This window comes from Nocardiopsis rhodophaea (assembly GCF_039530945.1).
GTDB classification, from domain to species: Bacteria; Actinomycetota; Actinomycetes; order Streptosporangiales; family Streptosporangiaceae; genus Nocardiopsis_C; species Nocardiopsis_C rhodophaea.
In genome coordinates this window covers 1-13,183 of record NZ_BAAAPC010000038.1, presented here as the reverse complement: position 1 = coordinate 13,183, position 13,183 = coordinate 1, and the positions used below count along the sequence as shown (strand labels likewise).

Here is a 13,183-nt window from a genome sequence, read left to right as displayed (position 1 = left end):
CATGAGGGTGGACTTGCCCGATCCGGAGGGGCCCATGATCGCGGTGAAGGCGCCGCGGGTGAATTCCACGGTCACGTTGTCCAGGGCCCGGACCGCCGAGTCCCCACTCCCATACACCTTCGACAGCTGGTGTGCGGTGACGACGGGCGGGGCTGCCGTGGGGTCGGGTGCGATGGCTGTGGCGTGTTCGCTCATGTGTGTTCCTCCTGGTCGCGGGAGTCGATCGGTCCGGTGGCCGGGTCATGGGGGGACCAACCGGGCCGCAGGAGAGGTAACGCGAGCGGTCAGCGATCGGGTTCAGTGGCCGTCGGCGCAGGAGGTGTGAGGGCGCTCACCCGCTTCCGGGTGAGCGCCCCGCGCCGGTGTGGCGGATCAGTCGCCGGACAGCCGCGGCGGCCCGAAGGACGCGCCGCCGTCGGTGGAGACCACGAGCATGCCGTTGACGACGGCGGCGATGTGGTCAGGGTCGGCGTGGAAGGCTTCGGGCGGCCCTTCGGCCGACCCGACCTCGCTCCAGGTCGCCCCAGCGTCGTCGCTGCGGTGCACGGTCCCCACGGGGTCGATGCCGACGACGGTGTCGCCCTGCGACCAGTCGACCAGCGCCAGCATCGGCGCGCCGTCAACGTCGGTGAACGACGTTCCTCCGTCCGTTGATCGGCGCAGCCCCTGCTGCGTGGTGGCCACGACGGTCTGGCTGTCGGCGGAGATCGCGAGCGAGATCGCGGTGACGTCCGCGTCGAGTTCGCGCCACTTCTTGCCGTCGTCGGTGGCGACGAGGGACCCGTCGAAGCCGATCACCGTGTCCTCGGACGCGGCGAGGGCGTGGAAGTCCGACTGGCCCGCGCGGGAGAGCGTCGTCCAGGTCTCCCCTCCGTCGGTGGACTCCAGGAGGCCGACCGGGTTGGGCAGGTCGGTGGTGCCCTCGCCGGGGTGGCCACTGGCCACCAGCCGGTCGGGCCCGGCCTCGGCCAGCCCCATGTAGTCCATGACCGGGCTGATCAGCTCGGCTTTGACGTCGTCGCCGGCGCCCGTGACGCGGTAGACGCCGTAGTGCGTGCCCAGCAGTAGGCCGTCGCTCTTGGGGTCGGCGACGATGCCGTGGACGTGCTCGGCGTCCGCGGGCAGGGGGAAGCCCTCGACCGCGCCGGGCGAGACGGCGCTGCCGGTGCTGCCGGGGCTGTCGCCGGAGTCGCCGTCGTCGGATTCGGAGCCGCAGGAGCTGAGCAGGAGCATGGGAACGAGCAGCGCCGCCGGTGCGAGGCGCCGCGCAGTGGTGGACATGATGGAGGAAACCGCTTTCGTCGATCCGTTGGTGGTCCGTGGGCGAGGGGACCGGTATTAGATCCGCAGAATCGACAGTTCGGCCAGGTCGGGCGGGGAGGGACCGGGCGTGTCCGCTGGAAGCGCGTGGACACCCCGGGGCGTTGGCGGCGGCGGGAGCAGGACGTCGGGTGCCGGTGCGGGCGCGGGCACCGGAAGCGCGGTCGGCGCGGTGAGGCATCCGCCGCCGTCCGAGGAGTCGCACGAGCGCGACCTCGCGGTTCCGGTGCCGCTGTCGTCCACGGTGTCGGGCACGGATGCCGCCGCGTGGGCCGCGTGTTCGGGGAGCAGGAACTCATGGTGGGCGGCGAACACGCACGCCACGAGAAAGGCGAGGATACCCAGCGCCAGACAGGTACGGCGGGTCGGGCTCCCGGTCCGCGGCATCGCACCCCGCCTTCTCGACGTTGAGGCGGCGCCCTCCTCGGAGCGCCGCCCCTCAATCCTAGGGGAGCGTCCGCCGCGCTGGTCAGCGGATCGCTGACCAGCGCGGCGGCCCAGCACGCTCGCCCTGCCCCTTAGTCGACACCGCGGCGGAGGCGATGCTAGAAAAGACGATAGCAAATGAAAATCATTTTCAGTAGGGGTGGGGTCATGGAATCCGCGCGCACGACCGCCGACGCTCGCGGACCTGCTCCGCGGTCTCGGGGATCTTCAGTACCGCGATCAGCGTGACGAGGCCGAGCAGCACCATGTAGGCCGACACCGACATCGTCGTCCCGGTGGACTCCGTCAGCACGGCCGCGGCGAGGGGGGTGATCCCGCCGCCCAGGATCGCTCCGACCGCGTAGGCGAACGAGGCGCCGCTGTACCGGATTCGGGCGGGGAACAGCTCGGCGTACAGCGCGGCCTGCGGGCCGTAGGTCAGGCCGAGCCCGACCGCCAGCATCAGCACCGCGGCCAGCATCAGCGGAACCGAGGCGGTGTCGAGGAGAAGGAAGAACGGGAAGGCCCAGGCGACCAGCCAGATCGATCCGGCGAGATAGACGGGCCGCCGCCCCACCGCGTCGGACCGCCACGCCGCCCACAGCGTGGTCGCGATCCAGAAGAGCGCGCCGAGCACGATCAGCAGCAGCATGGTGTTCTGTCCGACCCCAAGCCGGGTGGTGGCGTGGACGAGGATGAACGCCAGGAACACGTAGCCGATGCCGATATTGGCGACGAACACGCCGATGGCGATGGCGAGCGTTCGGGGGTAGTGGCGCAGCACCTCGGTGATGGGCCGTCGGGAGCGCTGCGCCCGCTCCTTCAACCGGGCGAACTCCGGCGACTCGTCGACCCGGAGCCGGATGAACAGGCCCACGATGATCAGCACCGCGCTGAACAGGAACGGCAGGCGCCAGCCCCACGACGCGAACTGGTCGGCCGACAGAATGGCGGTGAACGCGAAGAACGCTCCGTTGGCCAGGACCAGACCGGTCGGGGCGCCCAGTTGCGGGAACGCGCCGAAGAGGCCGCGCCGGTGGACCGGTGCGTGCTCGACGGCCATCAGCGCCGCCCCGCCCCACTCGCCGCCCGCGCTCAGGCCCTGCATGAGTCGGAAGACCACCAGCAGGACGGGCGCGGCCAGGCCGATCCGGTCATAGGTGGGCAGCAGGCCGACACCGACCGTCGCGACCCCCATGAGCAGCAACGCCAGCACCAGCATGGTCCGACGTCCCAGGCGGTCGCCGAAGTGGCCCATGAGGATCCCGCCCAGCGGCCGTACGACGAACGTCACGCCGATGGTGGTCACGGAGGCCAGGCTCGCGGCGGCAGGGGACAGGGCGGTGAAGAAATGCTGGCCGAACACCAGTTGAGCGGCGGTCGCGTAGATGAAGAAGTCGTACCACTCGATCGTCGTGCCGACGAAGCTCGCCCCGGCCACCCGGTGGACCTGCGATTCCGGCCCTCGCTTCGCTCGCCTTCCGGTGATGCGTTGTGTCAACGTCGTCCCCGTTCCGAAGAAGTGGACCTGCGGGCCGGACCCGCGCTGAGTGTAAATGTGGCACGGAACACGAACAAGGGACGTTGCCGCGTCGTTGCGGAGCGTCACACCACGTGGATGGCGGTATGCGATGATCGTCCGCATCCGGGCGGCTATCGGCGGTCTCGGTAGTGTCGGAAGCGTGGTCAGCAAACACAAGCGGTTGCCCCGTCAGGTCAGGGAACAGCAGATGATCGACGCCGCCGTCCAGGTCTTTTCGCGCGTCGGCTACCACACGGCCAGCGTTGACGAGATCGCGGAGGCGGCGGGCGTCTCCAAACCCATGGTCTACGTCTACCTGGGCTCCAAGGAGGGACTGTTCACCTCCTGCATCCACCGTGAGGCCGACCGGCTGGTCGACGCCGTGCGATCCGCCGTGCGCCGCGACGTCGCGCCCGAGCAGCGGCTGTGGGAGGGGCTGCGCGCGTTCTTCCGCTTCGTGGCCGACAACCGCGAAAGCTGGAAGGTGCTCTATCAGCAGGCCCGCAGCCAGGGCGAACCCTTCTCCAAGGAGGTCACCCAGGCCCGCTGCCGCGTCATGGACGAGATCACCGCCCTGGTGGTCGCCGGAACCGAAATGCCCGACGGCGAGCGGATCATCTCCGAGAAGGACGCCGAGATCCTCGCCCGAATCGCCGCCGGCGCCGCCGACGCCCTCACCGACTGGCTCCTGGAACATCCCGCGGAATCCCCCGAGGAACTGACCATGCGCGTCATGGAGATCGCCCGCATCGGCGCCCACCGCTACTACGGCCGCGATTCCGGCAGTGGGCACCGCGCGGCGCCGCCGCCGGGGCCCGCCCCCGCGATCACGGGATCCGTCCCCGACCCACGCAGCGCCAGCGACTGACCGGGACGCCGTCGCCGCGGCCTCCGCGCCGCCATCGAAGCACGCCGGCCGACGACGTTCGGCGCCCGTTGCCCGATCGGGTCTGCGGGGGCGGTGTCATTGGTGGGGATAAAAGGCCGTGTGCCCTCCCCACTCCCCGCCTCACGAAAGGGCGTCCCACCGCGTCAGGGCGAACCACAGCCGCATCCGGTGCTCGGGGTCTGCGAGATCGACGCCGAGGTCGCGTTCGATACGGCCGATGCGGTAGCGCACGCTATTGCGGTGCGAGCCGAGATCGGCGGCTGTGCGGTCCCAGTTGCCGTGGCGGGCGAGCCAGGTGTGGAGGGTGAAGCGCAGGCCGCGGGCGGTCTCGGTGGTGTCGGCCAGGGGCCCGAGGATGGTGCGCGCGGCCGCGCGTGCCCGGTCGGGGTCGACGGCCTCGGCCAGGGGGTCGGATCCGTCCGGTCCGATCAGCGGCGATCCCACCGCGGCGGCCCGGAGCAGCAGGGCGGCGGCTTGGCGGTCGGCGTCGGCAAGGTCGCCGGGCTCCGCCGGGGGGCTGAGCGCCGCGAGCCATCCCGCCCTGTGCAGTCGTTCCAGCTCTGCGCGGTGGGCGGCGGGGTCACCCAGGTCAGCGAGAACGGCCCGCAGCTCTCCTTCACCCGGATCCACCAGTTCTGTTCGGACAACGGAGGCCAGCGCCGCCGCGTGTGGCGCTGGTCCGTGCCCGATCCAGCGGGCGCGCAGCGCCCGGAATCCGGCGCCTGTGCCCGCCCTCGGAGCCACGCCCGACGCGTCGTCGCCGGTACCACCGGCAAGGGCGGCGAGCGCGGGAGCGAGGTCGGACCCGGGCCGCGGGTCCAGGAGCAAGCGCGCGATGGTCCGGCCGGGCGAGCGCTCCGCCCCCGACCGGCTGTGCGAGAGCAGGCCCAGCAGGGCGACCGCGGTGCCCAGCACAGCGCGGTCGGTGGGGTCCAGCGGGGCATTCCGGCCAACGATCAGGACCTCGCCGGAACCGCCGGGACCAGCGACGGCGTGCAGAAACACCTCGTCCCCGCCCATCCGCGCCTTAGCGCTGCGCGGCCCGCCCGGCCGACGCAGTTTCTCGACCAGCTCGACCACCTCGTCGCTGAGCGGCGGTACGGGCCCGGCGCGGGTGATCACCCACCCGGCGGCCAGCGCCGCCCAGCAGCCCAGCGCCCGGGCCAATGTGCCCACCAGCCGCTCTACCGGCGAGGCCGCGGTGACCGCGCGCGCCAGCGCGCGGTGCGCCTCGCCCATGCGCCGCAGATCCTGGACGTGCAGCTCCTCCAGGGCCGCGCCGACCGCCTGGCTCACCGCGACGAACGGTGTCTCGCGCGGCACCTCCACCAGCGCGACTCCCCGAGCACGGCACTCCGCAACGAGCCTCGGCGGCACCTGGTCGTGGACCGGGGTCACCCCGAACCCGAGCGCGCCGACCCCCGCCTGCACCAGCCCGGCCACGTAGGAGCGCACGTCATCGGGGTCGACGGACATATTGACCCCGGCGGTCAGCAGCAGTTCCGAGCCGCGCAGGTAGGGGGCGGGGTCGGCCAGTTCGCTGACTAGCGCCCACCCCACCCGCGGTTCGGCGCCCGGGGCCGCGACGACGGTACTCAGCGCGAGGTCGCGGCGCTCGGTGATCGCGCGCAGGGGGACCGTCCGCACGGCGGAGCTGTGGGGTAGTACGTGAGGCAACAGTGCGGTCCAACCATCTTTTCGCGAACAACTGGACGGATCGTCCATTTCCCCGCAGCTTAGCCGGTGCCTACCGTTCTCGCGGCACACCAGTTGATAGCGCCCGATAGAAGGGATAAGCGCGGCGTTCAACGGACCGCCGCAGGGATAACCACGACCATCACGGGATAGACGGGAACGAGAAACATGACCGCTCCGATCGGACCGACCGACTCCAGCCGGGTACCGCGCTTCGCCGGTCCGGCCACCTTCGCTCGGCTGCCCCGCCTCGACCAGGTCGAGCACGCCGACATCGCGGTCGTCGGTGTCCCGTTCGACACCGGAGTCTCCTACCGGCCCGGCGCCCGCTTCGGCCCCGCCTCCATCCGCGAGGCCAGCCGCCTCCTGCGCCCCTACCACCCGGGCCTCGACGTCTCCCCGTTCGCCGAACTCCAGGTCGTCGACGGCGGCGACATCGCGGTCAACCCCTACTCCATCGGCGACGCCGTCGAGACCATCGAGGACGCGGCGGGCGCGTTCGCCAAGGGCGGCACCCGCCTGGTCACACTCGGCGGCGACCACACCATCGCGCTGCCCCTGCTGCGCTCGCTCCACGCGCAGCACGGCCCCATCGCCATGCTCCACTTCGACGCCCACCTCGACACCTGGGACACCTACTTCGGCGAGCCCTACACCCACGGCACGCCCTTCCGGCGCGCCGTCGAGGAGGGCATCCTCGACACCGAGGCGATCTCCCACGTCGGCATCCGCGGCCCGCTGTACGGAAAGAAGGACCTGGAGGACGACCGCCGCTTCGGTTTCGGCATCGTCACCGCCGCCGACGTGATGCGCAAGGGCGTCGACGAGATCACCGGCGCGCTGCGCCAGCGCATCGGCTCCCGCCCCCTGTATGTGTCCGTCGACATCGACGTGCTCGACCCCGCCCACGCTCCGGGCACCGGGACCCCCGAGGCGGGGGGCCTGACCAGCCGCGAACTCCTGGAGATCCTGCGCGGGCTGGCCGACTGCAACCTGGTGGGGGCCGATGTCGTGGAGGTCGCCCCCGCCTACGACCACGCGCAGATCACCGCGACCGCCGCCTCCCACGTCGCCTACGATCTGGTCAGCGTGCTGGCACTGGAGCGGACCCGCACCGCGCGGACGTCCGGCTGATCGTTAGCCCCGGGGCGTGGCCGGCCACGCCCCGGAGGGCTCCCTCAGGACGCGGCGGCCCGCTCCTTCACGCCGTCGGGCACACGCCGCGCCCACACGGTGGCGATCAGCGAGCCCGACATGTTGTGCCACACCGAGAACAGGGCACCGGGCAGGGCGGCCAGTGGGGCGAAGTGCGCGGCGGCCAGCGCCGCCGCCAGCCCCGAGTTCTGCATGCCGACCTCGATGCTGACCGCCCGCCGCGCCGACTCGGGCAGCCCGCTGGCCCGTCCCGCGGCATACCCCAGCGCCAGGCCGAGCGCGTTGTGCACCACGACCGCAAGCGCCAACAGCGGCCCCGTGTCCAGCACCGCCCCGGCGTTGGCGCCGACGATCGCCATGACCACGACGACGATTCCGCCGACCGACAGCAGCGGTAGCAGGGGCAGCACCCTGCGCACGAACGCACCGGCGGCCGCGCGCACGATCAGCCCGGCGACCACCGGACCCAGCACGACCTGCAGGATGGACACGAACAGGCCACCCGCGTCCACCGGCAGCGACGACCCCGCCAGCCAGAGCACCAGCAGCGGGGTCAGGACAGGCGCGAGCAGCGTCGAGACCGACGTCATCGCGACCGACAGCGCCACGTCACCGCGCGCCAAAAAGACGATCACGTTGGAGGCCGTCCCGCCCGGCGAGGCACCGACCAGCACCATGCCGACCACCAGCAGCGGCGGCAGTTGCAGGAGTAGCGCGATGCCGTAGCCGGCCAGGGGCATGACCAGGAACTGGGCGGCGACGCCGATGAGCACCGCCTGCGGGCGCCGGGCGACGATCGCGAAGTCGGCGGCGCGCAGCGTGAGGCCCATGCCGAACATGATCACGCCGAGGAGCACGGTGATAGCGGGGGAGAGCCGCGCCGCCTGGTCGGGCGCGGCGAGTCCGGCGGCGGCACCGAGCAGGATCAGTACCGCGAACCACCGGCTGGCGAACGCGGCGATCCGCATCATGAGGGCCATGCTGTCGTCCTTCGTCGATGTCGATGGGGAAAGCGGTGGAAATAGGGAATCATGCCAGGGGTCGGGGACGTCCCCGACCCCGCTGCTGGTGGTGGGCGGTGCGGCCCCGGACCGGTCCTGCGGGCGGCGTCGCCGCGGTGAACGCGTGACGGCCCACGGGGAGCCGGCGTGGCCCTTCGCGGCGTGGGCTGGGCCGAAATCATTGACATCTTTTATTGGCTCATTACTCATGAGTATTGTTGGGTGGGACCGCCGGTCCTGCGGGCCGGAAGCGCCTGCGTGGAGGTTGCAGTGCGAGAACACCCCTGGAGGCCATCCGACGCACCGCGCCAGGATGGGCGCGTTGCCGTGATCACCGGCGCGAACAGCGGGATCGGCTACGAGACCGCCCGTATCCTCGCGACACTCGGTGCCCGGACCGTGCTGGCCTGCCGCGACCCCGAGCGCGGGGCGCGGGCGCTGGAGCGCCTGCGCCTTGAGGCCCCAGGCGCCCAGGCCGACCTCGCACTTCTCGACCTGGCCAGCCTCGCCTCCGTCCGCGACTTCGCCGAGGACCTTCCCGCCGAACGCGTGGACCTGCTGATCAACAACGCGGGCGTCATGGCCCTGCCCCACCGCACCACCGCCGACGGCTTCGAGATGCAGTTCGGCACCAACCACCTCGGGCACTTCGCGCTGACCGGCCTTCTCCTCCCGCGCCTCCTGACCGCCGACGCCCCGAGCGTGGTCACCGTCAGCAGTGGGCTCCACCAGCAGGGCCGGATCGATTTCGGCACGCCCCACGCACCCGACCGGTACCGCAAGTGGGGTGCCTACAACCGCTCGAAACTCGCCAACCTGCTGTTCAGTGGGGAACTGCACCGCCGCGCCGAGCGCGCCGGGGCGAATCTGCGTTCGTCGGCCTCCCACCCCGGCGTAGCCACGACCAACCTCTCGGCGGTCGGCCCCACCTTGGAGGGACGCGCCAGAGTCGGTGAACTCATGGTGCGTGCCGTCGGCCTCGTCGGGCAGAGCGAACTCGCGGGCGCGCTGCCGACCGTCCGCGCGGCCGTCGACCCCTCGGTACCCGGCGACGCCTATATCGGCCCGACCGGCTTCTTCGGCGTCCGCGGCGCACCCCGCTTCTGCCGGCGCAGCCGTGCGGCCCGCGACCGCGCGGACGCCGCCGCCCTCTGGGCTCTCTCCGAGGAACTGACCGGCGTCACCTACAGGTGGAACTGACGCGCCGCCTTCGCCGGTCCTGAGGCCCGCGCAGGAGGCCCGCAAAAATACGTGGACACTCGCTCCGATGATCTCCATGATCGGACGCGTTCCATTTTTCCCCATACCCCGTGAAAGGGGCGTTTTGCGCATGCCCAGCCCTGCCCTGACCGACGAACAGGTCGAGCGGTTCATCTCCGACGGGTTCGTCCACCTTGAGCAGGCGTTTCCCCGGGAGCTCGCCGACGAAGGGCGCGCGTACCTGTGGGCAGCGACCGGCAAGGACCCCGACGACCCGTCCACCTGGACCGAACCGGTGAGCCGACTGGGCGACTTCCACCAGCGGCCCTTCGAACTCGCCGTGAACACCCCGCGCCTGCACTCCGCCTTCGACCAGCTGGTCGGCCCCGGCCGCTGGTGCGAACGCGGCAGCCTGGGCACCTTCCCTGTCCGGTTCCCGCATGCTGATGCCCCGGGGGACGACGGCTGGCACATCGACGCCGGATGGCACCCCGAGCTGGAGCGCCTGGCCAAGGAAGGCGTCGACTGGTCCACGTTCGACTGGACCACGATCGACTTCTCCGGCTACCGCTGCAACCTGCGTTCCCGCGGCCGGGCCCTGCTCATGCTGTTCCTGTTCTCCGATGTCGGCGAGGACGACGCTCCCACCCGCATCCGTGTCGGCTCCCACCTCGACGTGCCCCCGCTCCTCGAACCGCACGGAGAGGAGGGCACCAGCCTGCACGCTGCCAAGGAGACCGAGCACCGCCCGGTCGTCTCGGCCACCGGCCGCGCCGGGGACGTTTACCTGTGCCACCCGTTCCTGGTGCACGCCGCCCAGCCGCACACCGGCACCCGGCCCCGCTTCATGGCCCAGCCGCCGCTGCAGCCCGTCCACCAACTGGCCCTCGACCGGCCCAATGGGCGCTTCTCCCCGGTGGAGCTGGCGGTCCTGCGGGGGTTGGGACGGGAGCCGTCTCTCGGCCCCTGGGAGACCACCTGAGGTCGCCGCGCCCGGCCCCCGTACCGGCCCGTCGATGGCTGTTGCTGCGTTCATAAAGTTCAATTCAATACGAGCAGAAAAAGCAGGATGACGTCGTAGAACGGGTTGCAATCAGGTGCTAGCGTCCGCACATGCGAGTCGATGAGTACCTGGCGCACGACGCGACCGGACTCGCGGCCCTGGTACGCGACGGTGAAGTACCGGCTGTCGACGTGCTGGAGGCCGCGATCACCCGGGCCGAAGAAATTAACCCTCATCTCAACGCGATCATCCGGCCCATGTACGAGGAGGCGCGCCGCCGCGCCTCTTCGTCCTCCTTTCCCGACGACGCTCCCTTCCCCGGCGTTCCGTTCCTCCTCAAGGACCTGTTCCAGGACTACGCGGGCGTGCCGACCTCCATGGGCTGCCGTGCGATGCGCGGCGTGCCCGTGCCCCAGCACGCAGAAATCGTCCGCCGCTGGCTGGACGCCGGGCTGATCCCCTTCGGTAAAACCAATCTCCCCGAGTTCGGCGCGAAAGGCATCACCGAGCCCCTCGTGTTCGGTGCCACCCGCAACCCCTGGAACCTCACCCGCACGCCGGGTGGTTCCTCTGGCGGATCGGCCGCTGCTGTCGCGGCCGGGATCGTTCCCGCCGCGGGGGCCAACGACGGCGGCGGCTCGATCCGGATCCCCGCCGCCTGCTGCGGGCTGGTCGGCCTCAAACCGGGCCGCGGCCGCGTGCCCTTCGGGCCTCTGATGGGCGAGCCCATGCACGGCGCCGCCGTCAACGGCGTCGTCACCCGCACGGTCCGCGACAGCGCCGCCCTGCTCGATGCCATGGCCGGGCCCGAGCCCACCTCGCCCTACCCCATCGCCGCGCCCGAGCGCCCCTACCGCGAGGAGGTCGCCCGTGACCCGGGGCGGCTGCGCGTCGGCTTCACCGAGCGGTCCCCTCTGGGCACCCCGGTCCACCCCGAGGCCGTGGCCGCGGTCCGCGCCGCCGCCGCGCTCCTCGAAGGGCTGGGCCACGACGTCGAACATGCCGAGCCGGCCATCGACGGCCGCGCGCTCACCCAGGACTTTTTGACCCTGTGGTACGGCTCCATGGCGGCTCTGGTGGAGGGGATCAAGGCGCAGACCGGGTGCGGCGAGGACGATTTCGAGCCCGACAGCCTGATGCTGGCCGCCATGGGGCGGTCGATGAACGCCCCCTCCTACGTACGCTGCCACGATCACTGGAACGAGCACATCCGCGCGCTGGCCGACTTCCACGGCCGGTACGACCTGCTCCTCACCCCGACGATCGCCGGTCCGCCGGTCCCCATCGGGCGTCTCGACCCGCCCGCTTGGCTCCGCGCCGCCGAACGTGTCCTCGTGCGGACTCGCACCGAGCGGATCGTCACCACGACCGGCCTGATCAACGCCGAGACGATAAAAAACCTGACCGCGACCCCGTTCACCCTCTTGGCCAACCTCACCGGTGTCCCAGCGATCTCGCTCCCTTTGCACTGGACCTCCGACGGGCTGCCCCTCGGCGTCCAGTTCGTCGCCCCTGCGGGCGGCGAGGGTCTGCTGCTCCGCCTGGCCGGCCGCTTGGAGGAGACCAGACCCTGGGCTCACCGGCGGCCCCAGGGAGTGCCGTTCCCCGCCCCCGACTCCGCCGAGGCGTCCCCGACGACCGGATCGGCGCGCGCCTGAGCGCGCGGCGGCCGCGTCGCCGCGTCCGGGCGGAGCCCAGGGGCGACCGCTGGTCTCCTCTGACGGCGTGACCGTGGAGCCGGGAGGGGCACGACCGGTCGGCACCGTCCTGGAGGGGCAGTCTGCACCCCCGGTAGCCCCCTGAGGACCGTCCGACCGGCGCGCATGCCGTGGTCCGGGGCTCGGATCGCCGGACCGCTCTCCGGCTCCCGAGACCCGGACCTCCGGTAACGGGGAGTGCCCTGCTCCGCTACGAGCGCCGGGCGGCGTCGCGGTCGGAGTCACAGGCGGGCGAAGCTGGGGCCGTGCCGCGGGCCCCGGGCCCCTATGCCTGGTCGGCGGCCTCCACGGTGATGCTGTGCGCGACTCCCGCGGTCCTGCCGCCCTCCGGTGTGACACACGGGGTGTCGAAGGGGCCGAGCACCGGAGCGTCGATCTTGATCACCATGTCGCCGGGCGTGAGGTCGATGGTGCCCGCGCCGCCGACCGTGTAGTCCCCGCCGAACGGTTTGAGGGTGATGGCGTCGCCGCCGTTGATGCGGTCGGCGGTGGCTCCGGGAGAGTCGAGCTGGGTGGCGTCGCCCGCCGAGCTCGCGATGTCCAGAGTGGCGGTGATGTCCTTGCCGTCCATGCCGCCGACGAGGTCCAGGATGTCGGGCGCCACCTGGGGCGGGTCGAGGGTGACGGTGGCCTCCAGGTCGACGGAGGCCCCCGGGGCGGCGGTCGCCGAACCGGTGAGATCCACGGTCACTTCGGCGTCGAAGGGCGGGAAGTACTGGTGGTACTCCGCGGGCGGGGTGCAGCGGAAGTCGTAGGTGGTCGTTCCCGCGTAGGCCGCTGTGGGGGAGGCCAGCAGGATTCCGGTGGCGGTGAGGGCGAGGGCTGAGGTCGAGACGGTCGAGCGTTTGCGGGGTGTCGTCTCCATGTCGGTGCTCCCGGTTGGCGGGGGTCGCTCAGGACTGGTGTCGGGGAACGCCGCACGTGACCGGCCACGGTCGCGCCTGCCGAGAGGGGTCGGGTGCGGTGGGGGAAAAAGGGATCTCGCGCCCGGTGGTGATCGTGGGGGAGTGGACGGGCAGGGTGGTGATCGTTAGCAAGCAGCTGCTTGTTTTGTTTCTATCTCAACCAGACTCCGCGGTGGGCGTCAACGGGGGGACGCGGTGAAAGCTCGGTCGGCCCTGCCCCGTCTAGACGAGTGATTCCTTGTAGGGCTGTTAATGGTCGTATCCGGTGAGTGATCGGAGGACGGGATGGCCCATGCGGTGGTTGTTCCAGACCGCGGCGGTCAACGCGAGAATGCGCTGGCCGACCCGG

At 71.4% G+C, this 13,183-nt stretch carries 12 protein-coding genes and 1 pseudogene; 5 read left to right on the top strand and 8 right to left on the bottom strand.

Annotated features, from left to right (window positions below; genetic code table 11):
• From ABD259_RS25390 to ABD259_RS25375, 4 genes are all read right to left on the bottom strand, one after another.
• Nucleotides 1-195: ATP-binding cassette domain-containing protein (locus ABD259_RS25390; protein WP_344108151.1), on the bottom strand; the 195-nt coding region annotated here is incomplete at its 3' end.
• A 177-nt stretch (nt 196-372) separates the two neighbouring features.
• Nucleotides 373-1,281, bottom strand: a complete 909-nt coding sequence (locus ABD259_RS25385) for a F510_1955 family glycosylhydrolase (RefSeq protein WP_344108155.1) — start codon at nt 1,279-1,281, stop codon at nt 373-375.
• 57 nt (nt 1,282-1,338) lie between these two features.
• Entirely contained in the window at nt 1,339-1,707 is a 369-nt protein-coding gene (locus tag ABD259_RS25380; RefSeq protein WP_344165773.1) for a DUF6153 family protein, read from the bottom strand.
• A 205-nt stretch (nt 1,708-1,912) separates the two neighbouring features.
• Complete coding sequence (locus tag ABD259_RS25375) at nt 1,913-3,187, bottom strand: MFS transporter (RefSeq protein ID WP_344165770.1); 1,275 nt, start codon at nt 3,185-3,187, stop codon at nt 1,913-1,915.
• A 241-nt stretch (nt 3,188-3,428) separates the two neighbouring features.
• Between ABD259_RS25375 and ABD259_RS25370 the strand changes: the two genes are divergently transcribed.
• Nucleotides 3,429-4,136 (top strand): TetR/AcrR family transcriptional regulator, encoded by a 708-nt coding sequence (locus ABD259_RS25370; RefSeq protein ID WP_344108182.1) that lies wholly within the window; start codon nt 3,429-3,431, stop codon nt 4,134-4,136.
• A gap of 141 nt (nt 4,137-4,277) precedes the next feature.
• Here the strand turns inward: ABD259_RS25370 and ABD259_RS25365 are convergent, their stop codons facing one another.
• Entirely contained in the window at nt 4,278-5,882 is a 1,605-nt protein-coding gene (locus tag ABD259_RS25365; protein ID WP_344108185.1) for a PucR family transcriptional regulator ligand-binding domain-containing protein, read from the bottom strand.
• 138 nt (nt 5,883-6,020) lie between these two features.
• Between ABD259_RS25365 and speB the strand changes: the two genes are divergently transcribed.
• Nucleotides 6,021-6,986 (top strand): agmatinase, encoded by a 966-nt coding sequence (speB, locus tag ABD259_RS25360; RefSeq protein ID WP_344108188.1) that lies wholly within the window; start codon nt 6,021-6,023, stop codon nt 6,984-6,986.
• Between the two features lie 44 nt (nt 6,987-7,030).
• Here the strand turns inward: speB and ABD259_RS25355 are convergent, their stop codons facing one another.
• Nucleotides 7,031-7,987, bottom strand: a complete 957-nt coding sequence (locus tag ABD259_RS25355; RefSeq protein ID WP_344165767.1) for a bile acid:sodium symporter family protein — start codon at nt 7,985-7,987, stop codon at nt 7,031-7,033.
• A gap of 291 nt (nt 7,988-8,278) precedes the next feature.
• On the opposite strand from ABD259_RS25355, the gene ABD259_RS25350 reads away from it, so the two are divergent.
• The 3 genes from ABD259_RS25350 (at nt 8,279) to ABD259_RS25340 (ending at nt 11,869) form a co-directional block, all read left to right on the top strand.
• Nucleotides 8,279-9,208: an oxidoreductase gene (locus tag ABD259_RS25350; RefSeq protein WP_344165764.1), complete on the top strand. Its 930-nt coding sequence runs from the start codon at nt 8,279-8,281 to the stop codon at nt 9,206-9,208.
• A 130-nt stretch (nt 9,209-9,338) separates the two neighbouring features.
• A complete protein-coding gene (locus ABD259_RS25345; protein WP_344165761.1) occupies nt 9,339-10,190 on the top strand; it encodes a phytanoyl-CoA dioxygenase family protein in 852 nt (283 codons plus the stop codon).
• Between the two features lie 131 nt (nt 10,191-10,321).
• A complete protein-coding gene (locus ABD259_RS25340; RefSeq protein WP_344108197.1) occupies nt 10,322-11,869 on the top strand; it encodes an amidase in 1,548 nt (515 codons plus the stop codon).
• Nucleotides 11,870-12,194: 325 nt separating this feature from the next.
• Here the strand turns inward: ABD259_RS25340 and ABD259_RS25335 are convergent, their stop codons facing one another.
• Both ABD259_RS25335 and ABD259_RS26010 read right to left on the bottom strand, forming a co-directional pair.
• A complete protein-coding gene (locus ABD259_RS25335; RefSeq protein WP_344108199.1) occupies nt 12,195-12,794 on the bottom strand; it encodes a hypothetical protein in 600 nt (199 codons plus the stop codon).
• A 289-nt stretch (nt 12,795-13,083) separates the two neighbouring features.
• Nucleotides 13,084-13,183 (bottom strand): annotated as a pseudogene (locus ABD259_RS26010) (IS982 family transposase); the annotation flags it as partial.

Bases quoted from the DNA above. Each gene is read 5' to 3' on its own strand.
- ABD259_RS25385 (WP_344108155.1), bottom strand. From the start codon at position 1,281: ATGTCCACCACTGCGCGGCGCCTCGCACCGGCGGCGCTGCTCGTTCCC.
- ABD259_RS25380 (WP_344165773.1), bottom strand. From the start codon at position 1,707: ATGCCGCGGACCGGGAGCCCGACCCGCCGTACCTGTCTGGCGCTGGGT.
- ABD259_RS25365 (WP_344108185.1), bottom strand. From the start codon at position 5,882: ATGGACGATCCGTCCAGTTGTTCGCGAAAAGATGGTTGGACCGCACTG.
- speB (WP_344108188.1), top strand. From the start codon at position 6,021: ATGACCGCTCCGATCGGACCGACCGACTCCAGCCGGGTACCGCGCTTC.
- ABD259_RS25355 (WP_344165767.1), bottom strand. From the start codon at position 7,987: ATGGCCCTCATGATGCGGATCGCCGCGTTCGCCAGCCGGTGGTTCGCG.
- ABD259_RS25345 (WP_344165761.1), top strand. From the start codon at position 9,339: ATGCCCAGCCCTGCCCTGACCGACGAACAGGTCGAGCGGTTCATCTCC.
- ABD259_RS25340 (WP_344108197.1), top strand. From the start codon at position 10,322: ATGCGAGTCGATGAGTACCTGGCGCACGACGCGACCGGACTCGCGGCC.
- ABD259_RS25335 (WP_344108199.1), bottom strand. From the start codon at position 12,794: ATGGAGACGACACCCCGCAAACGCTCGACCGTCTCGACCTCAGCCCTC.